This window comes from Streptomyces sp. NPDC058000, assembly GCF_042886435.1.
Classification (GTDB): domain Bacteria; phylum Actinomycetota; class Actinomycetes; order Streptomycetales; family Streptomycetaceae; genus Streptomyces.
In genome coordinates, this window is record NZ_JBHVQS010000001.1 from 45,185 (window position 1) to 65,666 (window position 20,482).

Sequence of the window (20,482 nt, forward strand, 5' to 3'; positions counted from 1 at the left end):
GGTAGGGTGAACGGCCGGGGCCGACGCTTGCGCGAGGGGGCCACGGCCGTTCGTGCGGGAGCTCCGGGCCCCGGTCGCGTCAGCCGCGCCGGCCCCGGCGGCGGCCGTTCCCGCCCGTGCCCCGGTCGGCGTCCCCGTCCGCATGCGGGCCGAGGAGTTCGTCGGCGAGGGTCGGCAGATCGTCCAGCGGGGTCTCCTCCGCCCATTCCGGGCGGGGGCGGCTGCGCCCCGAGGACTCCGCGGGGCGGCCGGTCTCCGGGTCGACCTGCGGGAGTTCGCGGGTCCGCTCGGCGCCTCCGCCGGCGTCCCCGGCCGTGCCGTGCTCCTGGGCGAACATCCACGGCGGCACCCGGTCCGCCGGGTCACCCTCCTGGACGGACGGCAGCACTGCGGTCTCCTCGGAGTCCGCGCCGCCTCCCTGGCGGGCGCCCCGGGCGTCGTCCCGTACGGGCGGCAGGACCGCCGTCTCGTCCGCCGGGCCGTGCGCGTCCCGCGGCTCGGGTCGCGGCAGTGCCGCCGTCCGCTCGCTGTCCCGGTCGGGGCCGGAACCCAAACCGGAGGAACCGGAGGAACCCGCACCGGATCCAGTGCCCGTCCCGGCGTCGCCCTCCTCCGCCATCCGCTTCCGCAGCTGCGTCACATCCGTCTCCGCGGTCGGCGCCTCGGCGGCCTCCTCAGCCTTGGCCTTCGCCGCCGTCTTGGCCTGCGCCGCGGCCGCGGCCGCCGCCTCGGCCGCCGCGATCCGGGCCTGCTCGGCGCGCAGCAGCGCCTCCTCGGCCTTGCGCTGCTTCTCCAGGCGGCGCTCCTCGGCCTCCTGGCGCAGCCGCGCCTCCTCCTCGTGCTGCTTGCGCAGCCGCTCCCGCTCGGCCTGGCGGGCCTGCTCCTCCGCCTCGCGGCGGCGGCGCTCCTCCTCCGCCGCCTGGCGGGCCTCCTCGGCGCGCTTACGGGCCTCCTCGGCCTGCCGCGCCGCCTCCCGGGCCTTGGCCTCCTCGGCCTCCCGCCGCTTGCGCTCCTCTTCCTCGGCACGCAGCTTGGCGAGCTGCTCCTGGCGTTCCCGCTCCCGGCGCTCTTCCTCGGCCTTGCGCGCGGCCTCTTCCTCGGCCTTGCGGCGGGCCTCTTCCTCGGCCGCCTTGCGGGCCTCGTCCCGTGCCTTGACCTCGGCCTCGGACAGCGGAAGCACCTGGTCGAGCCGGTGTCGGAGGACGGTGGTGACGGCCTCCGGCTCCTGGGCGGCGTCGACGATCAGATAGCGCGCGGGGTCGGCGGCGGCCAGGGTGAGGAAGCCGGTCCGGACGCGTGCGTGGAACTCTGCGGGCTCGGACTCCATGCGGTCCGGCGCCTCGGTGAAGCGCTCGCGGGCCGCGTCCGGAGCGATGTCCAGCAGGACGGTCAGGTGCGGGACCAGGCCGCCCGTCGCCCAGCGGTTGATCCGGGCGATCTCCGTGGGTGCGAGGTTGCGACCCGCGCCCTGATAGGCCACCGACGAGTCGATATAGCGGTCGGTGATCACCACCGCGCCGCGCTCCAGGGCGGGCCGGACGACGCTGTCCACGTGATCGGCGCGATCGGCCGCGAACATCAACGCCTCGGCCCGGTCGGACAGCCCGGACGTGGACACGTCCAGGATGATCGACCGCAGCCGCTTGCCGATGGCGGTGGCGCCCGGCTCCCGGGTCACCACGACCTCGTGGCCCTTGCTGCGGATCCAGTCCGCCAGCGCCTCGACCTGGGTGGACTTACCGGCCCCGTCGCCGCCCTCCAGGGCGATGAAGAAGCCGGTGGCCGCGGTGGCCTGCGCCGGGTCGCCGCCGCGCACCGCCTCCCGCAGGTCGTGCCGGAGCGGGACGCCCTGCCGGTCGTCGGTCTTGCCCAGCACCCAGGCGGCGACCGGCAGCAGCAGCGCACCGACCAGCATCAGGGCGTACGCGGCCCCGCCGTGTGCCAGGACGAAGGCGCCGCTGCCCACCTGGTGCGGACCGATCAGCCCGGCCAGCAGGGGCGCGACGACGGCGGCCAGCCCGATCGCGAGCCGTACGACGGCCTGGAGGTGCTCGGTCGTCCGGGCGGTGCGGGACTCCTCGGTCTCCTGGTCCAGCAGCACGTGGCCGGTGTTGGCGGCGACACCGGCGCTGAGCCCGGCCAGCAGCGCGAGCAGCAGCACCGTCGTGGTGTCCGGGACCAGTCCCATGGCCAGCAGCAGCAGACCGGTGGCGGCGACCGCCAGGGCGAGCAGCCGGCGCCGGGGGAACCCGGGCAGCACCTTCTGCGCGCCGCGGATGCCCAGAGCGGTACCGCCGGTCAGCGCGAGCACCAGCAGCGCGTAGGTGGCCGGCCCGGCGCCCAGGTCCACGGCGTGCTGGACGGAGAGCGCGGCGGCCGCGGCGATCGCGGCGGCCACCGCGGCGCAGGCCAGCACCAGCAGCGGGATGGCGCCGGTGCGGCCCTTGTCGGGGGCGGTGCCGTTCTTGGCCGTGGTCGCGGTGGTCTTCGGGCGGCGCAGGCCCTCCAGGGGGGAGCGCGGCCGCGGCGTCTGCCCACCGGGCAGTTCGATGAAGTAGAGGATCGAGATGGACGCGGCGAACAGTCCGGCCGCGACGTACGAGCCGAGCGCCGCCTGGTGGAGGTGGAACCACTCCACACCGGTCCCCAGCAGCTTCCCGACCAGCGCGCAGACCATCAGCGCGGCGGCCGCGATCGGCAGCGCGACGAAGCCGGTGCGCAGCGACAGCCGGCGCAGCGCGTCCATGTTGTCGGGCAGCGGCCGGATGGCGGCGCCCTCCGGGGGCGGGGCGGGCAGCAGGGCGGGCGCGGCGCTCTCCCGGGCGACGGTCCAGAAGCGCTCGGCGACGCCGGTGACGAAGACCGTCACCAGCAGCCAGGCCAGTGCGTTGGTGGGCGTCCAGTCGATCCACAAGGGGGCGATGACCAGCAGCGCGAGCCGCAGCCCGTCCCCGGCGATCATCGTCCAGCGGCGGTCCAGCGGCCCGTCGGGCGCCGTCAGCGCGGACAGCGGCCCCAGCAGGACGGCCCCGAAGAGCAGGGTCGCCAGCATCCGCACGCCGAAGACGGCGGTGACGGCGAGGGCGGCGCCCCGGTAGCCACCGCCGAACACGGCCTGGCCCCCCAGTGGTACGTACAGCGCCGCCTGAAGGGCGAGGAGTACCAGGACAAGCAAGGACAGGGCATCGCCGATACCCCCGACGAGCTGGGCGCTCCAGAGCCGCTTCAGTGGGGGGAAGCGGAGCAGGGCGCGTACGGCGCGCTCGCGGGAATCGGCTGCGAGGGCGTCTGCGGTGGGGGTCACGACCGTTGGCTGCTCGGCACGCGTCATCTCGCCAGCCTATCGGGACGGAACACTCCACTGGGCGCCCGCCCGAACAAACGGGCGGATGCGCGGGGGCGCGAAAGGGCGGGCCCGCGGAAGGTATCCGCCGACCCGCCCTCGTCCTGCGCCGGACCGCGCCGCCGGGACCGCTCCGGTCCTCGGCCCAGCCCTTGGCCCAGCCCTTGTCTCAGTCCTCGGCCGACGCGGCGGTCTTCTTGGCCGCCGTCTTGGCCGCGGTCTTCTTGGCGGTGGTCTTCTTCGCCGCCGTCTTCTTCGCCGCGGTCTTGGTCGCGGTCTTCTTGGCCGTGGTCTTCTTCGCGGCCGTCTTCTTGGCCGGCGCCTTCTTGGCGGTCTTCTTGGCCGGGCCCTTGGCGCGCTTCTCCGCCAGCAGCTCGTAGCCGCGCTCGGGCGTGATCGTCTCGACCTCGTCGTCCCGCCGCAGCGTCGCGTTGGTCTCGCCGTCGGTGACGTACGCGCCGAACCGGCCGTCCTTGACCACCACCGGCTTACCGCTGACCGGGTCGGTGCCCAGCTCCTTCAGCGGCGGCTTGGCGGCGGCCCGGCCGCGCTGCTTGGGCTGCGCGTAGATCGCCAGTGCCTCGTCGAGGGTGATCGTGAAGAGCTGGTCCTCGTGCTCCAGGGAGCGCGAGTCGGTGCCCTTCTTGAGGTACGGGCCGTAGCGGCCGTTCTGCGCGGTGATCTCCACGCCCTCGGCGTCGGTGCCGACGACGCGCGGCAGCGACATCAGCTTGAGCGCGTCCGCCAGGGTCACGGTGTCCAGCGACATCGACTTGAAGAGCGAGGCGGTGCGCGGCTTGACCGCGTTCTTGCCGGTCTTCGGGGTGCCCTCGGGCAGCACCTCGGTGACGTACGGGCCGTAGCGGCCGTCCTTCGCCACGATCTGGTGCCCGCTGACCGGATCCATGCCCAGCTCGTAGTCGCCGCTCGGCTTGGCCAGCAGCTCCTCGGCGTAACTCACGGTCAGCTCGTCGGGCGCCAGGTCATCGGGGACGTCGGCCCGCTGGTGGCCTTCCTCGTCCTTCTCGCCGCGCTCGACGTACGGGCCGTAGCGGCCGACCCGCAGCGTGATGCCGCTGCCCACCGGGAACGACGAGATCTCCCGGGCGTCGATCGCACCCAGGTCCGTGACCAGCTCCTTCAGGCCACCGAGGTGGTCGCCGTCGCCGTTGCCGGCGTCCGCCGCGCCGCTCTCGCCGGCGCCAGAGCCCTCACCGAAGTAGAAGCGCCGCAGCCACGGCACGGCCTGCGCCTCACCGCGGGCGATGCGGTCGAGGTCGTCCTCCATCTTGGCGGTGAAGTCGTAGTCGACGAGCCGGCCGAAGTGCTTCTCCAGGAGGTTGACCACGGCGAAGGAGAGGAACGACGGGACGAGCGCGGTCCCCTTCTTGAAGACGTAGCCGCGGTCCAGGATCGTGCCGATGATCGACGCGTACGTCGACGGGCGGCCGATCTCCCGCTCCTCCAGCTCCTTGACCAGGGTGGCCTCGGTGTAGCGGGCGGGCGGCTTGGTGGCGTGGCCGTCGGCGGTGATCTCCTCGGCGGCCAGCGCGTCGCCCTCGGTGACCTGCGGCAGCCGCCGCTCGCGGTCGTCCAGCTCGGCGTTCGGGTCGTCGGCGCCTTCCACGTACGCCTTGAGGAAGCCGTGGAAGGTGATGGTCTTGCCGGACGCGCTGAACTCGGCGTTCCGGCCGTCCGCGGCCTGCCCGCCGATCTTGACGGTGACGGAGTTGCCGGTCGCGTCCTTCATCTGGGAGGCAACGGTCCGCTTCCAGATCAGCTCGTAGAGCCTGAACTGGTCACCGGTCAGCCCGGTCTCGGCGGGCGTGCGGAAGCGGTCGCCGGAGGGACGGATCGCCTCGTGCGCCTCCTGCGCGTTCTTGACCTTGCCGGCGTACGTCCGCGGCTTGTCGGGCAGGTACCCGGCGCCGTACAGCTGCGTCACCTGCGTCCGGGCCGCTGTGATGGCGGTGTCCGAGAGCGTGGTGGAGTCCGTACGCATGTAGGTGATGAAGCCGTTCTCGTACAGCTTCTGCGCGACCTGCATGGTGGCCTTGGCGCCGAAGCCGAGCTTGCGGCTGGCCTCCTGCTGGAGGGTGGTCGTCCGGAACGGCGCGTACGGCGAGCGGCGGTACGGCTTGGACTCGACCGAGCGCACCGAGAACGCGGTGTCCGCCAGGGCGGCGGCGAGCGCCCGGGCGTTCGCCTCGTCCAGATGGAGCACGTCGGCGTTCTTGAGCTGCCCGTTGGAGCCGAAGTCGCGGCCCTGCGCGACCCGGCGGCCGTCGACGGTGCTCAGCCGCGCGGTCAGGGACGACGGGTCGCTCTTGTCACCGGCCCGGCCGGTGGAGAACGTGCCGGTCAGGTCCCAGTACTCGGCGGAGCGGAACGCGATCCGCTCGCGCTCCCGCTCGACCACGAGCCGGGTCGCCACCGACTGCACCCGGCCGGCGGACAGCCGGGGCATGACCTTCTTCCACAGCACCGGGGAGACCTCGTAGCCATAGAGGCGGTCGAGGATCCGGCGGGTCTCCTGGGCGTCGACCAGCTTCTGGTTGAGGTCGCGGGGGTTGGCGACGGCCTCGCGGATGGCGTCCTTGGTGATCTCGTGGAAGACCATCCGGTGGACCGGGACCTTCGGCTTGAGGATCTCCTGGAGGTGCCACGCGATGGCCTCGCCCTCGCGGTCCTCATCGGTGGCGAGGAAGAGTTCGTCGGACTCGGCCAGCAGCGCCTTGAGCTTCTTGACCTGGTCCTTCTTATCCGTATTGACCACGTAGATCGGCTGGAAGTCTGCGTCGACGTTCACGCCGAGCCGGGCCCAGGGCTCGCCCTTGTACTTCGCCGGGACCTCGGCCGCGCCGTTGGGGAGGTCGCGGATGTGCCCGACGCTGGCCTCGACCACGTAGCCAGGGCCGAGGTAGCCCTTGATCGTCTTCGCCTTGGCAGGCGACTCGACGATGACGAGTCGACGGCCGCCGCCCTCTGCGGTCTCGCTGGTCGGGGACAACTTCGCTCTTCTCTCCGGTCGACGCTGGGGATGCTCCTGGGCCGGACGCCCGGGGCGCACTGCGGTGACGCTTGACGCTGCGGAGTGTGACGGTACCTCCCGCCCCCGTGTCAAACGGAAAAACCCCGCAACGCCACTCGAACGGTAACCCGACTACATGCCTTCGTGCCGCCCCGACCGCTCCGACCGCTCCCCCACGGCCCTCCGACGGCCGCCCGTGGATCATGGCCGCCCGGCGCCGTCCACCGCCTCCGGCCTGCCGCCGATCTCACAGAGTGACCGTCCGGTACCCACCGCCGCCCGCCGCCGGATTCCTCAGGTGCGGACGACTGTCACAAGGCGGCGCCGGTTGCCGTCATCACCTTGATACGGCGGGTGAACGGGCTGGCAGGATGGACGTGGCACGGCCCGTGGGTGGGCCGGCAGCCGCCGTCATCACGACTCTCGGGGGGAACCACACCCATGGCGCATCAGTACCCCGGACCGCCACCGGAACAGCCGCCCGGCCAGCCCGGCCAGAATCCGTACGCCGCTCCGGAGGGCGGCCGGCCCGCCGAGGCCGGCTACGGCTACCCGCAGGGCGGCCGCCCCGGCGAGCCCGGTTACGGCTACCCGCAGGCCGCCCCGCCGCCGCCCGCGCCCGGTTTCCCGCCCGGCACCCCGCCGCCGCCCGGCGGCTTCCCGGGCCAGCAGCCGCAGGTCGGCGGCATGGCGCTGTCGCTCGGCGACATCGCGGTCAGCGGCGACACGATCATGACGCCGGCCGGTCCTATGCCGCTCCGTGGCGCGGTCTGGACGGCCACCGACATGTCGCGCACGGAGGAGAAGATCCCCGCGCACGCGGTCGTCCTCGCCATCGTCTTTTTCTTCTTCTGTCTCCTCGGGCTGCTCTTCCTCCTGATGAAGGAGCGCACCACGACCGGCTTCGTCCAGGTCACGGTGAACAGCCAGGGCCGGCACCACTCCACGATGATCCCCGTGCAGTCGCGCGAGCAGGTCATGTTCGTCCTGAACCAGGTCAACTACGCCAGGTCGCTGAGCGTGTGAGCCCCGACGAGCCCCTGGAGCCCACCGACCCGGTCCCTCCCGGCGGACCCGTGCCGCCGGGCGGACCCGCGCCGCCCACCGGGCCCGGGGGCCCGACCGCGGAGCACGCCGACGACCCCGCGGCCGTCCGCCGGCGCACCCTGCGCCAGGCGTCCCTCGCGCTCGGCGCCGCCGCGCTGGGCGCCGTCTACCTCTGGCACACCGACCCGCACCAGCCCGGCCAACTGCTGCTCCCCTGCCCCTTCCGCATGCTGACCGGGCTGCTCTGCCCGTTCTGCGGCGGGACGCGGATGGCGTACGACCTGATGCACGGGGACGCCCCGACGGCCTTCCACGACAACGCCGTCCTGCTCGTCCTCGGCGTGCCCGCCCTCGGCTACGTCCTGGCGCGCTGGCTGGCCGCCGGACTGCGCGGGCGGCGCTACCCACTGAAGCTGACGGCCCGCGGCAATGCCGTGGTCCTCGGCACCGCCGCGGTGTGGATGGTCGCCCGCAACCTCATCGGCTGACGACCGGGACCTTTGGCGTCAGCGGACGGTGACCTTCACGATCGGGGAGACGGTGCTCCCCACCGCGATCCGCAGCTCGTTGACGCCCTTGATGCCGAGCTTGACGCGTACCGCGTAGCTCCCGCTGGTGTTGATCGGCGCCTGGGCCGGCAGGGACACCCACTTCGTGTGCTGCTTCTGCTGCACCGTGATCTTGGTGCCCGGCTTGATGCCCTTGGCGGCGCCGGTGATGCGGAACTGCTGCCAGGCGTTGACCGTCGTCGCGCTGGCCTTGGCGGTCAGCGCCGCCGTCGCGGGCGCGGTGGCCACGACCGGGGCGGGCGTGTGGACGACCTCCTGCGCGGCGAAGGCGACGGCCGAACCACCGGCGAGCAGGGCGACGGTGGCCATGGCGACACCGGCGTAGCGAAGTGCACGATTCATGTCGGATTCCTCACTGATGGGCCAATGAGCGGGTTGGTGACCTTCGCTGAGGAATACGGGCGCCAGCACACGGAGGTTCCCCTTCCGCGACGCAACCTGCCGAATTCTCCGAAACTGGCCGGAACTGAACGTCCGCCCTCGTAAGGGAAGTTGTCCCCTCAGAACGCACCCAGCAGCCGGCACCCCAACGCCAGGAACACCACCCCGGCCAACAGCGCCGTCACCGTCCCGGCCACCCGGCCGTACCCCACCGCCACCGGCTGCCCGCTCCGTACGCAGACACCCGCCCACAGCAGCAACCCGCTACCGAACAGCGCGAACGCCGCGCCCGCGAATGCCTCCGGCCCACTGTCCATACGGGGAGCCTGCCAGCCCCGTACGGCAGCGGGAAGAACACCGTGTGAACGCCGCCCGCCGCCACCCGTCGGACGAGCCCGCCGAACCCCGAGGAGCCCCGCCGCCGCTACGCCCGGCTCAGTCGACCGGCTCCAGGAAGCCCTGCTCGATCAGCATCCGGATCGAGGCCGGCGTACGGTCCCGGAGCAGCACCGGGTCCTCGCCGACGAGCTGGGCGATGGCGTCCAGGATCCGCCCGGCGGGCAACGTCCCGTCGCAGACGCCCGCGAACCCGGCGCCGACCGTGTCCACCTTCGTGGCCCGCCGCATACCGCGGTTCTGACGGAGCACCACATGCTCCGGGTCCTCCGCACCGGGCAGCCCGACCTGCTCCTGCACCACCTCGTCGGCCAGCCGGAAGCGCCCGGCCAGCAGCGCCGCGTCATCGGTGGCCCGCAGGTAGTCCTGCCGGTCGAAGTGGCGCAGCACCGCCTCGCCCAGGGGCTGTTCGACCGGATGCGGCCATTCCTCGACCGTGATGGACGGGTCCGCGGCACCGGACTTGCGCAGCGTGATCCAGCCGAAGCCGACCGCCTTGGTCTTGCGCGCCTCGAACTCGTCGAGCCAGGCGTCGTACCGCGCCGCGTACTCCTCCTGGCCGGCGCGGTGGTCACCGCCGTCGCGCAGCCACAGCTCGGCGTACTGGGTGACGTCCTGCACCTCGCGCTGCACGATCCAGGCGTCGCAGCCGCGCGGCACCCACGCGCGCACCCGGTCCTGCCACTCCTCGCCGGCCACGTGCTGCCAGTTGGCCAGCAGTTGGCAGTACCCGCCGTCGTTGAGGTGCGCGGCGGCCTGCTGGACGAGGGTGCGGCACAGGTCGTCACCGCCCATTCCGCCGTCCCGGTAGGTGAGCCGCGCGCCCGGCGAGATCACGAACGGCGGGTTGGAGACGATCAGGTCGTACGTCTCCTCGCCCACCGGCTCGAAGAGCGACCCCTCGCGCAGGTCCGCCGGGCCGGCCCCGGAGAGCGCCAGGGTCAGCGCGGTGATCCGCAGCGCGCGGGGGTTGAGGTCGGTGGCGGTCACTTCGGTGGCGTGCTGCGCCGCGTGCAGCGCCTGGATTCCGGAGCCCGTACCGAGGTCGAGCGCCTTGGCGACCGGGCGGCGCGCGGTGATCCCGGCGAGCGTGGTGGAGGCGCCGCCGACGCCGAGCACCAGCTCGGCGCGGTCCGTCTCCGCGGCGCCCCGGATGCCGCCCGCGCCGCCGACCGCGCAACCGAGGTCGGAGACGACCCACCAGTCCTGCCCGTCGGGGCCGCCGTACGGCCGCACGTCCACCGTGGCGCGCAGGGCGTCGCCGTCCCGCACCAGCCAACGGTCGGTGAGGCAGTCCGCCACCGGCAGCACCGCGGCCGCCTGCGCCTCCGGCACCGGATGTTGCAGCAGGAACAGCCGCACCAGGGTCTCCAACGGCCCGTCACCCCGGGTCGCGCGCAGCGCGGGGACGGTCTCGCTGCGGGCCAGCGCGGCGTACGCGGGCGCGCCGAGCAGGTCCAGCAGACCGTCGGCGGTGAAGGCGGCGGCCAGCAGCGCCTCGCGCAGCCGGCGCGTGCGGGCGCTGCTCTCGGGGTCCTGGGCATCTGCGGTGGGGAGGTGCGTTGTCACCCCTCCATTGTCGGTCCTGCCACCGACAATCGGCGACGGCCCGGCGCCACGCCCGTTCTCGGGCGCGTCGCCGGGCCGTCGCCCACGACCGTGACCGCACCGCGGGATCCCGCGGTGCGGCTGCCCGCTGGGGGCGGTCCGGTGGGCCTACGCGCTCTTGGACGGCGCCGCGGACGGCCCGCCGGAGGCGTTCTGGTTCTGGCAGCCCTTCTGCCGCGCCATCGCCTTGCCCACGTCGCCGGCCTCCAGCTTCTTGAATGCCTGCTCGCTCTTGGCGTTGAGCTTGTTGATCCCGTCGGAGAGGTTGCGCAGCCCGTCCGCGAACTTCAGCTTGTCCCCGGTGTTCAGGCCGTCCACCTGCTTCTTGAGGTCCTGGTAGCCCGCGGAGAGGGAGTTGAGTTCCTTGACGGCGTTCTTCTGGGCCTGGTCGCCGCCCTCGCTCGGCGGTGCCCCCGCCTTGTCGAGGGACTTGGCCAGCTGGCCGTACGAATCGGAGATCTTCTGGAAGGCCGCCGAATCGGTCTGCTGGACCTTCTTGGAGTCCGTGTTGCCGCTGTCGGCCGTCTGCATGGCCGCGTTGGCCTCTTGGATCTGCTTGAACGGAGCCTGCGCGGGGTCGCAGAACGACTTCGCCCAGTTGTCGAGCTTCTGAGTGTTGTCGCTGCTGCAACCGGTCAGCGCGAGCAGGAGTGCGGCACCGCCGGACAGGGCAGCCACAAGCTTCTTGTTCACCGGATTGGTCCCTTCCATGGCTCTCGGCCCCGGAACATACACGCCCAAACGGCCTGGTCCATGGGTCGGGCATCGGCCCCGGCCCGCATTGCAGCCATTTGCACCAAGGACCGCGACCCCGGCCGGACATGCCGCGGGCGGGTGTCCGGCGCGGACAAAAAGCGCCGTACACCCGCCCGTTGAGCGGTCCGCGGGCCGGTCGGGCGGCCCCTCCCGTCAGGACGCCACGGCGGTCTCGGCCGACTTGGCGACGCTTTCGGGATCCTCGGAGTTGTTGTCTTCGTCACCTACGGCGATCCCGCGCCGCTTGGAGACGTAGACCGCGCCGACGATGACGGCGAGCGCCAGCAGCGCGACCGCGACGCGTACGCCGAGGCTCTTGTCGTGGCCGTACGAGAACTTCACCACGGCCGGTGCGATCAGCAGCGCGACCAGGTTCATCACCTTCAGCAGCGGGTTGATCGCCGGGCCCGCGGTGTCCTTGAACGGGTCGCCGACGGTGTCACCGATGACCGTCGCGGCGTGCGCCTCGCTGCCCTTGCCGCCGTGGTGGCCGTCCTCGACCAGCTTCTTGGCGTTGTCCCACGCGCCACCGGAGTTGGCGAGGAAGACCGCCATCAGCGTGCCGGTGCCGATCGCGCCGGCCAGGAACGAGCCGAGCGCGCCGACGCCGAGCGAGAAGCCGACCGCGATGGGCGTCAGCACCGCCAGCAGCCCTGGCGTGGCCAGTTCGCGCAGCGCGTCCCTGGTGCAGATGTCGACCACCCGCCCGTACTCGGGCTTCTCGGTGTAGTCCATGATCCCCGGCCGCTCGCGGAACTGCCGGCGCACCTCGAACACCACCGCTCCGGCCGACCGCGACACCGCGTTGATCGCGAGCCCGGAGAACAGGAAGACGACCGAGGCCCCCAGGATCAGCCCCACCAGGTTGTTGGGCTGCGAGATGTCCAGACTCAGACTCAGCCCACCGGCCGCCCGGCCGATGCCCCGTACGGCGTTGTCGATCGCGTCCCGGTACGAGCCGAACAGCGCCGAGGCCGCGAGCACCGCGGTCGCGATGGCGATCCCCTTGGTGATGGCCTTGGTGGTGTTGCCCACCGCGTCCAGGTCGGTCAGCACCTGCGCGCCGTCCCCGGCGACGTCGCCGGACATCTCGGCGATGCCCTGCGCGTTGTCGGAGACCGGGCCGAAGGTGTCCATCGCCACGATCACCCCGACGGTGGTCAGGAGGCCGGTCCCGGCCAGCGCGACCGCGAACAGCGCCAGCGTGATCGAGGCACCGCCCAGCAGGAACGCCCCGTAGACCGCCAGCCCGATCAGCACCGCCGAGTAGACCGCCGACTCCAGGCCGAGCGAGATGCCGGAGAGCACGACGGTGGCCGGGCCGGTCAGCGAGGTCTTGCCGATGTCCCGGACGGGCCGCCGGCTGGTCTCGGTGAAGTAGCCGGTCAGCTGCTGGATGAGGGCGGCCAGCACGATGCCGATGGCGACCGCGACCAGCGCCAGCATCCGCGGGTCGCCGCTGCGGCCCAGGATCTCCGGGTCGCTGACGCCGCTCAGGTCCTTGTAGCTCGACGGCAGGTAGGTGAAGACCGCGGCCGCCACCAGGACCAGCGAGATGCCCGCGGAGATGAAGAAACCGCGGTTGATGGCGGTCATCCCGCTGCGGTCCCGACGCCGCGGCGCCACGACGAAGATGCCGACCATCGCGGTGAGCACGCCGATGGCCGGCACCAGCAGCGGGAAGGCCAGCCCGGCGTCGCCGAAGGCCGCGGTGCCCAGGATGAGCGCGGCGACCAGCGTCACCGCGTACGACTCGAAGAGGTCGGCCGCCATACCGGCGCAGTCGCCCACGTTGTCGCCGACGTTGTCCGCGATGGTGGCGGCGTTGCGCGGGTCGTCCTCCGGGATGCCCTGCTCGACCTTGCCGACGAGGTCGGCACCGACGTCCGCGGCCTTGGTGAAGATGCCGCCGCCGACCCTCATGAACATCGCGATCAGCGCGGCGCCGAGGCCGAAGCCCTCCAGCACCTTGGGCGCGTCCACCGCGTACACGAGCACCACACAGGACGCCCCGAGCAGACCGAGGCCCACGGTGAACATGCCGACGACGCCACCGGTACGGAAAGCGATCTTCATCGCTTTGTGGGCGACCGCCGTAAGATCCTTTTGCTGTGCCGCGCCTTCTTCCGGAGTGGCTTCCCGGGCCGCTGCCGCCACTCGCACATTGCTGCGCACCGCGAGCCACATGCCGATATAGCCGGTGGCCGCCGAGAATGCCGCGCCGATCAAGAAGAAGGCACTGCGCCCGGCCCGCTGCGTCCAATTTTCCGCGGGCAGCAACATGAGCAGGAAGAACACGACGACGGCGAATACGCCGAGGGTCCGCAACTGCCGTGCCAGGTAGGCGTTTGCGCCTTCCTGCACCGCCGCCGCGATCTTCTTCATACTGTCGGTCCCCTCACCGGCCGCGAGCACCTGGCGGACCAGCACCGCCGCGACCGCCAGGGCGGCGAGGGCGACGACGGCGATCACCAGCACGATCCCGCGGTTGCCCGCGGTGAGCGAGGGTGCGGCCAGAAAAGTGGGGGTGTCCATCAACTGAGGGGTGTAAGGCCCCGCCATTCGTCCTCCTTGACGTTATGGCACATGGGCGCGCGGAAGCACGCTCAGGCGTCCTGAGCAAGATGTGGACGGATTGTAGGGAGCCACGGTTGATCAAAACAGTGCGCCTCAAAGGGAATTCGCCTGATCCCGGCGAAGATCAAAAGGCCGACGGTTCAACGAATTCGCCCGGACGAGGTAAACCCAAGAATTCGCTGACTCCTGACCGATGATCTCTCCTTAGTATTGATCCGCCCACTGATCCCGCTGCTCAAAGACCTCGTGCGACAGTCCGCGCCGGCCGTGACCGCCGTGAAACCGGAGGGAATTGAGCCGCCCACCGCCCACCCGAAGCCGCCACGCAACCCCCTCCGCCCCCTTCCACGGCCCCCGACAACCCCATGACGCCTCGTCAGATCCCGACCGGATCACGTCGCCCACAACGGCGCGGACGGCCCTGCACAAGCCACCTGACCACGAGCCACCGGGACCACCTCGGCATCAGGGCATCAGGGCATCAGGGCATCAGGGCACACGATGGCAGGCGACACGGCCCCGACCACGGATCACGGGCGACCGGGCCCAGCAACAGCAACGCGGGACCGCGGGCCTACGGGAACACGGGACCGCAGAGCGCCGGGCCACCGGCCACAGGCCACAGGCCGCAGAGACACAAAAGAACCCGAAAGCCGGGCACGCGGACACGGAGGCACTCAGGAGCTCGGGTGCACGCAGATGCGGAGGCACTCAGGAACTCAGGTACACACGGGCACGGAGACACTCAGGGCTCGGGCACACACGAACGCAGAGCCCCAGGTGAACTCGGAACCGCAGGCTGAAACACCGACGCCCCGGGCCCGCCCGCAGGCCGAGCCGCACGCCCAACGATGGGTGTCCCACCCACTACGGACGAGGATCGGCCGGCCGCCGTCCCGCCCTCTGCTCGACGGCCCCTACGGCAGGACCGGAGCCGGGTGTGCGGGCCAGCTCATCCGGATCCGCCCGCCGTTCTCACCAGAGGTCACCTCGACGTCGTCGACCAACCCGCTGATGACCGCGAGGCCCATCTCGTCCTCGCCCTCGGCGTCGTTCTCCCCGACACCCTCGGCGTCGGCACCGCCCGCGGCGGCCCCGCCGGAGCCGGGAACCTCGTCACCCACCTCGATCGAGAACTTCTTCTCGTCCTCGACCAGCACCACCCGCACCGGCGCCGTGATGCCGTGACTTTCGTGCAGCCCCACGGCTCGGCTGCACGCCTCGCCCACGGCGAGCCGCACCTCGTCCAGCACGGCTTCATCCACCCCCGCACGCCGTGCCACGGCAGCCGCGACCAGACGCGCGGTCCGGACGTGCTCGGGAAGGGCGCTGAAGCGAAGTTCGACGGTGGCCATGCCATCCCCCTCGTGATGCGGGCGTGCAACGCGGGGGGCCGGACAGATGCGTCCGGTACCCCCCACTCCTTCCACCCCCGCGCCCTGGGCGCGGGGGACCGGCGAACCGTCAGTCAGTGGCTGAGACGGCTTCGTCGACCGAGGTGTGGATCGGGAACACCTTGGTCAGACCGGTGATACGGAAGATCTTGAGAATGCGCTCCTGGTTGCAGACCAGGCGCAGCGAGCCCTCATGGGCACGCACCCGCTTAAGTCCACCGACCAGGACGCCGAGCCCTGTGGAGTCCAGGAAGTCGACACGTTCCATGTCCACCACGAGGTGGTAGCTTCCGTCGTTCACAAGCTCGACCAGCTGCTCCCGCAGCTTGGGCGCGGTGTATACATCAATCTCGCCACCGACCTCGACGACCGTACGGTCGCCAACGGTCCGGGTCGACAGGGACAGGTCCACGGATCCTCCAGCACCTTGCTATCGAGCGGTCGCCCCCCTGGGGCCTCCCCACCGAGGTAGGGGCGGATCGGCAGCCGCCATGGCATTCAATCACTTACCAGCAGGCGTGCACGACGCCTTGTGAGCATTGTCCGTCACACCGGTGACACACTCGGTGCCGATGGCCTCCAATCGACTCCCGCCGGATCCTGGCGCGCGCACTTCCCCAGGCATGATTCTCGACCGTCTCGCCCGGGGCGCGACCCGCGCTGCGCGCATCACTCATACGGAGCACTTGCCCCCGCGCATCGGCACCCATGCCGACTGGCCGGCACGGATCCGGCCGGAAGTGGTCGACGCCATCCGTTCGGCCGGAATCGAGCGCCCCTGGGCCCACCAGGCACGGACGTCCGAACACGCACTGCGCGGCGAATCGGTCGTGGTAGCCACCGGCACCGCCTCCGGCAAGTCACTGGCGTACCTGGCGCCCGTGCTCTCCACCCTCCTGGACGGCTCCGAGGCGCCCAACGGTCGGGGGGCCACGGCCCTGTACCTGGCGCCCACCAAGGCCCTGGCGGCCGACCAGCGGCGCGCCGTGCGCGAACTGGCCGCCCCGCTCGGCACGGCCGTCCGGCCCGCCGTCTACGACGGTGACACCCCGGTCGAGGAACGCGAGTGGGTCCGCCAGTACGCCAATTACGTGCTGACCAACCCGGACATGCTGCACCGCGGCATCCTCCCGGCACACCCCCGTTGGTCCTCCTTCCTGCGCGCGCTGCGCTACGTCGTCATCGACGAATGCCACACCTACCGCGGCGTCTTCGGCTCCCACGTCGCACAGGTGATCCGCCGGCTGCGCCGGGTCTGCGCCCGCTACGGCGCCGAACCGGTCTTCCTGCTGGCCTCCGCCACCGCCGCGGAGCCGGCCCAGGCCGCGTCCCGGCTCACCGGGCTCCCGGTGGCCGAGATCACCCAGGACACCTCGCCGCGCGGCGAGTTGGTCTTCGCGCTGTGGGAACCGCCGCTGACCGAACTCCACGGCGAGCAGGGCGCGCCGGTCCGCCGCACCGCGACCGCCGAGACCGCCGACCTGCTCACCGACCTCGCCGTCCAGGGCGTGCGGACGGTCGCCTTCGTCCGCTCCCGGCGCGGTGCCGAACTGATCGCCCTGATCGCACAGGAGCGGCTCGCGGACGTGGACCGCTCGCTGCCCGGCCGGATCGCCGCCTACCGGGGCGGCTATCTGCCCGAGGAGCGCCGGGCCCTCGAACGCGCCCTGCACAGCGGCGAGCTTCTCGGGCTGGCCGCCACCACCGCCCTGGAACTGGGCGTGGACGTCTCCGGCCTCGACGCCGTGATCATCGCGGGCTATCCCGGCACCCGCGCCTCCCTGTGGCAGCAGGCCGGCCGGGCGGGCCGCGCCGGGCAGGGCGCACTGGCCGTACTGGTGGCTCGCGACGACCCCCTGGACACCTATCTCGTCCACCATCCCGAGGCGCTGTTCGACCAACCCGTCGAGTCGACCGTGCTCGACCCGGACAACCCGTACGTGCTCGCCCCGCACCTCTGCGCGGCCGCCTCCGAACTGCCGCTCACCGAGGCCGACTTCCCGCTCTTCGGCCCGGAGGCCGCCGGGCTGCTGCCCCAGCTGGAGGCCGCGAACCTGCTCCGCCGGCGGACCACCGCCTGGTACTGGACGCGCCGCGAGCGGGCCGCCGACCTCACCGACATCCGCGGCCAGGGCGGCTCGCCCGTTCAGGTCGTCGAGGTCGGCACCGGGCGGCTGCTGGGCACCGTCGACGCCGCGGCGGCGCACACCACCGTCCACGACGGGGCGGTCCACCTCCATCAGGGCCGCAGCTATCTCGTCCGGCACCTGGACCTGGCGGATGACGTCGCCCTCGTGGAGGAGGCCAATCCGCCGTATTCCACGACCGCCCGGGACACCACCGCGATCTCCATCCTGGAGACCGACACCGAGGTCCCCTGGGGTGACGCCCGACTGTGCTTCGGCTCCGTGGAGGTCACCAATCAGGTCGTCTCCTTCCTGCGCCGCAAACTGATCACCGGGGAGGTCCTGGGCGAGACCAAGCTCGACCTGCCGCCCCGTACGCTGCGCACCCGCGCGGTGTGGTGGACGGTCACCGAGGACCAGCTCGACGCCGCCCGGGTCAACCCGCAGCAGCTGGGCGGTGCCCTGCACGCCGCCGAACACGCCTCCATCGGGATGCTGCCGCTCTTCGCCACCTGCGACCGCTGGGACATCGGCGGCGTCTCCGTCCCTCTGCACCCGGACACCTTGCTGCCGACGGTCTTCGTCTACGACGGCCACCCCGGCGGCGCTGGCTTCGCCGAACGCGCCTTCCACACGGCCGCCGACTGGCTCGCCGCCACCCGCAGCGCCATCGCCGCCTGCGAGTGCGAGGCCGGCTGCCCGTCCTGCATCCAGTCCCCCAAGTGCGGCAACGGCAACGACCCGCTCCACAAACGGGGCGCCATCCGACTCCTGGAAGAACTGCTCCGCGGGGCGCCGGACGGCCAGGGCCACATACCGGGCAACTAGCCCCGGTGGTCGAACTCCCGACGTCCGCCCGGGGGCCGGTCCGGGTGCCTTCCCCCGGCTGAACCTGGGCGGAGGCACGCCCAGCGCCCCCTGAGGGCGTGCCCCCAGGGGCGTGCTCCCGGTACGCCGGGCGGCGGTTCCCGTACGAAGCGTTCCGGCACCACCACACGGTGCGGCGACCAGGCGCCCGAGGGGATGACCGGCAGGCGGGGGCTGGCAAACCGCGCCGCGCGGTCGCGCTGGGCCGGGAGCTCCGGGCAGCGCCCGACGACCGCGCCACGGCCCGGCCCAGACAGCCGGTGCGGGCCCGGCGTCCGCGCCCGATACGGGCCCGGCGTCCACGGCCGGGCCAGTGCCCTGCACCGCTCCGGCGCCCGCGGCTGTCCCGATGCCCGCGACTGCCCAGGCGGCCACTGCCGGACCGCCCTCCCCTGCCGGGTCGCCCCCCGCTGCCAGCGCCGCCAGGTCCGCCACCGCCCCGGTGTCCGGCGCGCCCGTGGTGGGGCCCGCCCGGGACCGTACCCGCGAGGTGATCGGGCCGCCGCCGGCCTCGACCGTGACGTCGGCGATCAGCTCGGCCACCGAACAGCGCACCACACGGGTGTGCTGCCCGGCGGCCACCCGGCGCGCCGTGGCGCAGGCCGCCGCCGGGCCCCGGAGGGCCTGGTCCGCAGCTGCCAGCGCCGCCAGGTCCGCCGCCGCACCCGCCCGGTGCCGGGCGGCGACCGCCTGCCCGACGGCCATCAGCGCGGCGAAGACCGCGCACAGGGCCGCCGCCGCGAAGACCGTCCACACCGTGGCGGAGCCCGCATCACCGCACCGTTTCCTCCGCAAGGGCCACCGCCTCTCCCCTGACTCGTACCGGCAGCCGGCCCGCCCCGGGCAGCGCGGCCTCGACCCGTACGCGCACCAGGTCGCCCTCGCGCGAGACCACGATCCGCGCGCCCCTGGGAGCCGCCCCGCGGGCCGCGACGAGCACCTGCGCCGGCGACTCCTGCCGTGCGGCCGCACGGGCGGCGGCCCGTGCGGCGTCCACACAGGCGATCCGGGCGCAGGCGGCCAGCAGCCCCCAGATCAGCGCCGCGGCGACCGCCACCAACACCGGCAGCACCACCGCCGCCTCCGCCGTCACGAACCCGGCGTCCCGCAGCGCGCGCCCGCCGGGCGGCCCCGCACCGGCCGGCGCGGCACGGGCCCGCCCACGGCCCTCAGAACGGCACATCGAGCGCCCTCTGGAGCACGGACCGCAGCGCCGCGGCCACCGGTCCACTCGTCACGAGCTTGTAGAGCACCGCCGCGAACGCGCACGCCGCCAACGTCCCCACCGCGTACTCCGCGGTGCTCATCCCGCGGTCCACTCCGGCCGCGCGCACCCGCGCCCACCATCGACGGAACATCTCCTGCCTCCTTGGAATCTCCTGAATTCGCCTGTGCATCCGTGAACTTGTGAAGCCTGTGGAACCCCGTGCAGCCCTGTGCTGAGGTCGGGCTCCGGCCTCGTCCGATGCGGTTCTCGCGCGCCGAACCGATCGGGTCGGCGCGCCACCGCGTCATCCCATTCCGTCACCCCCCAGCAGTCCGCCCGCCAGCCCGATCAGCACCGGTGCCACCCCGAGCGCCAGGAAGGCCGGCAGGAAGCACCCCGACAGCGGGAGGGTGACCAGCACCCCCGCCCGCCGGGCCCGCGCGGCCGCGGCCCGGCCCCACTGGGCGCGCAGTTCGGCCGCGATCCGGGAGGCCGGCTCGACGGCCGGGGCACCTGATATCCCCGCGCGCTCCATGCAGCGCGCCAGCGCCTCGGCTCCGGGGAGCTCCGCCAGCCGCGGCCATACCGCGGCCGGTTCGCCACCCAGGCGCAGTTCCGCCGCGATGTGGCGCAACCGCTCGGCGACCGTCCCCTCCAACGACCGGCCCACCGCCTCGGCCGCCTCCCGCGGCCCGGCCCCGGCCGCCAGACAGGCCGCCAGCAGATCGCCGGCCGGGGCGAGTTCGGCGGCCACCCGCGCGGTCGCGGCCCGGCCGGCCGCCGCGGCCCGCTGCCACCTCAGCCAGCGGTACGCACCCCAGCCGACGGCGAACCCCACCAGCACCCCGGTGACGCCGCCCACGAGGACGGCCACGCATCCGGCCGCCCCCAGGGGCCCGGCCCACTCCCTCAGCCAGCCGTCCCGCCGGGCGCCCTCCCGGGCCGCTCCGCGCCTCCGCCGCCAGCCCCGGACGATCCACCGCAGCCGCGTGCGCCCGCCCTTCTGGTCGCCGTACAGGCCGCTTGCCGCCCCCTCCAACACGACCGGCACCCGCCGCCGCACGGCGCGCTCCGCACGCACCAGCCGCACCAGCGCCCCCGCGCACAGCGCGCTCGCGACGGCCAGCACCGCCATCCCCACCCTGTGGACAACTTCCGGGCTCACCACACCCACCTCCCC

General features: G+C 72.8%; 15 protein-coding genes and 1 pseudogene. 3 read left to right on the forward strand and 13 right to left on the reverse strand.

The window, feature by feature from the left end; genetic code table 11:
* Positions 1-79: 79 nt before the first annotated feature.
* The gene (tmk, locus tag ACFVT2_RS00240) at positions 80-3,331 is read right to left on the reverse strand and encodes a dTMP kinase (RefSeq protein ID WP_390010388.1); all 3,252 of its coding nucleotides are present in this window, start codon (positions 3,329-3,331) and stop codon (positions 80-82) included.
* A 181-nt stretch (positions 3,332-3,512) separates the two neighbouring features.
* Positions 3,513-6,353 (reverse strand): type I DNA topoisomerase, encoded by a 2,841-nt coding sequence (topA, locus tag ACFVT2_RS00245; RefSeq protein ID WP_390010390.1) that lies wholly within the window; start codon positions 6,351-6,353, stop codon positions 3,513-3,515.
* Between the two features lie 462 nt (positions 6,354-6,815).
* Between topA and ACFVT2_RS00250 the strand changes: the two genes are divergently transcribed.
* Together ACFVT2_RS00250 and ACFVT2_RS00255 are read left to right on the forward strand one after the other, a co-directional pair.
* Positions 6,816-7,400 carry a hypothetical protein gene (locus ACFVT2_RS00250; RefSeq protein ID WP_390010392.1) on the forward strand — a complete coding sequence of 195 codons (585 nt, stop codon included), beginning with the start codon at positions 6,816-6,818 and terminating at the stop codon, positions 7,398-7,400.
* Positions 7,397-7,909 carry a DUF2752 domain-containing protein gene (locus ACFVT2_RS00255; RefSeq protein WP_390010394.1) on the forward strand — a complete coding sequence of 171 codons (513 nt, stop codon included), beginning with the start codon at positions 7,397-7,399 and terminating at the stop codon, positions 7,907-7,909. Before ACFVT2_RS00250 ends, ACFVT2_RS00255 begins: the two co-directional genes overlap by 4 nt.
* A gap of 18 nt (positions 7,910-7,927) precedes the next feature.
* On the opposite strand, the gene ACFVT2_RS00260 is transcribed toward ACFVT2_RS00255, so the two are convergent.
* The 7 genes from ACFVT2_RS00260 to bldG form a co-directional block, all read right to left on the reverse strand.
* A complete protein-coding gene (locus tag ACFVT2_RS00260; RefSeq protein ID WP_390010396.1) occupies positions 7,928-8,332 on the reverse strand; it encodes a hypothetical protein in 405 nt (134 codons plus the stop codon).
* Between the two features lie 158 nt (positions 8,333-8,490).
* Entirely contained in the window at positions 8,491-8,688 is a 198-nt protein-coding gene (locus ACFVT2_RS00265) for a hypothetical protein (protein WP_100604829.1), read from the reverse strand.
* A gap of 118 nt (positions 8,689-8,806) precedes the next feature.
* Positions 8,807-10,336 carry a methyltransferase gene (locus ACFVT2_RS00270; RefSeq protein WP_390010398.1) on the reverse strand — a complete coding sequence of 510 codons (1,530 nt, stop codon included), beginning with the start codon at positions 10,334-10,336 and terminating at the stop codon, positions 8,807-8,809.
* A gap of 147 nt (positions 10,337-10,483) precedes the next feature.
* Entirely contained in the window at positions 10,484-11,068 is a 585-nt protein-coding gene (locus tag ACFVT2_RS00275; protein ID WP_390010400.1) for a small secreted protein, read from the reverse strand.
* 216 nt (positions 11,069-11,284) lie between these two features.
* Complete coding sequence (locus tag ACFVT2_RS00280) at positions 11,285-13,693, reverse strand: sodium-translocating pyrophosphatase (RefSeq protein WP_390010402.1); 2,409 nt, start codon at positions 13,691-13,693, stop codon at positions 11,285-11,287.
* A 932-nt stretch (positions 13,694-14,625) separates the two neighbouring features.
* The gene (locus ACFVT2_RS00285) at positions 14,626-15,063 is read right to left on the reverse strand and encodes an ATP-binding protein (protein WP_390010404.1); all 438 of its coding nucleotides are present in this window, start codon (positions 15,061-15,063) and stop codon (positions 14,626-14,628) included.
* 109 nt (positions 15,064-15,172) lie between these two features.
* Positions 15,173-15,514, reverse strand: a complete 342-nt coding sequence (bldG, locus tag ACFVT2_RS00290) for an anti-sigma factor antagonist BldG (RefSeq protein ID WP_046926810.1) — start codon at positions 15,512-15,514, stop codon at positions 15,173-15,175.
* Between the two features lie 160 nt (positions 15,515-15,674).
* Here bldG and ACFVT2_RS00295 point away from each other — a divergent pair, with 160 nt between their 5' ends.
* Entirely contained in the window at positions 15,675-18,056 is a 2,382-nt protein-coding gene (locus tag ACFVT2_RS00295; RefSeq protein ID WP_390010406.1) for a DEAD/DEAH box helicase, read from the forward strand.
* A 561-nt stretch (positions 18,057-18,617) separates the two neighbouring features.
* Here ACFVT2_RS00295 and ACFVT2_RS00300 read toward each other — a convergent pair.
* The 4 genes and pseudogenes from ACFVT2_RS00300 to ACFVT2_RS00315 form a co-directional block, all read right to left on the reverse strand.
* Positions 18,618-18,851, reverse strand: a pseudogene (locus tag ACFVT2_RS00300) (Rv3654c family TadE-like protein); the annotation flags it as partial.
* Between the two features lie 16 nt (positions 18,852-18,867).
* Complete coding sequence (locus ACFVT2_RS00305; RefSeq protein ID WP_390010408.1) at positions 18,868-19,278, reverse strand: TadE family type IV pilus minor pilin; 411 nt, start codon at positions 19,276-19,278, stop codon at positions 18,868-18,870.
* Entirely contained in the window at positions 19,265-19,453 is a 189-nt protein-coding gene (locus ACFVT2_RS00310) for a DUF4244 domain-containing protein (RefSeq protein ID WP_362307194.1), read from the reverse strand. The genes ACFVT2_RS00305 and ACFVT2_RS00310 overlap by 14 nt, the downstream gene beginning before the upstream one ends.
* A gap of 153 nt (positions 19,454-19,606) precedes the next feature.
* The gene (locus ACFVT2_RS00315) at positions 19,607-20,467 is read right to left on the reverse strand and encodes a type II secretion system F family protein (protein ID WP_390010410.1); all 861 of its coding nucleotides are present in this window, start codon (positions 20,465-20,467) and stop codon (positions 19,607-19,609) included.
* Positions 20,468-20,482 lie beyond the last annotated feature (15 nt).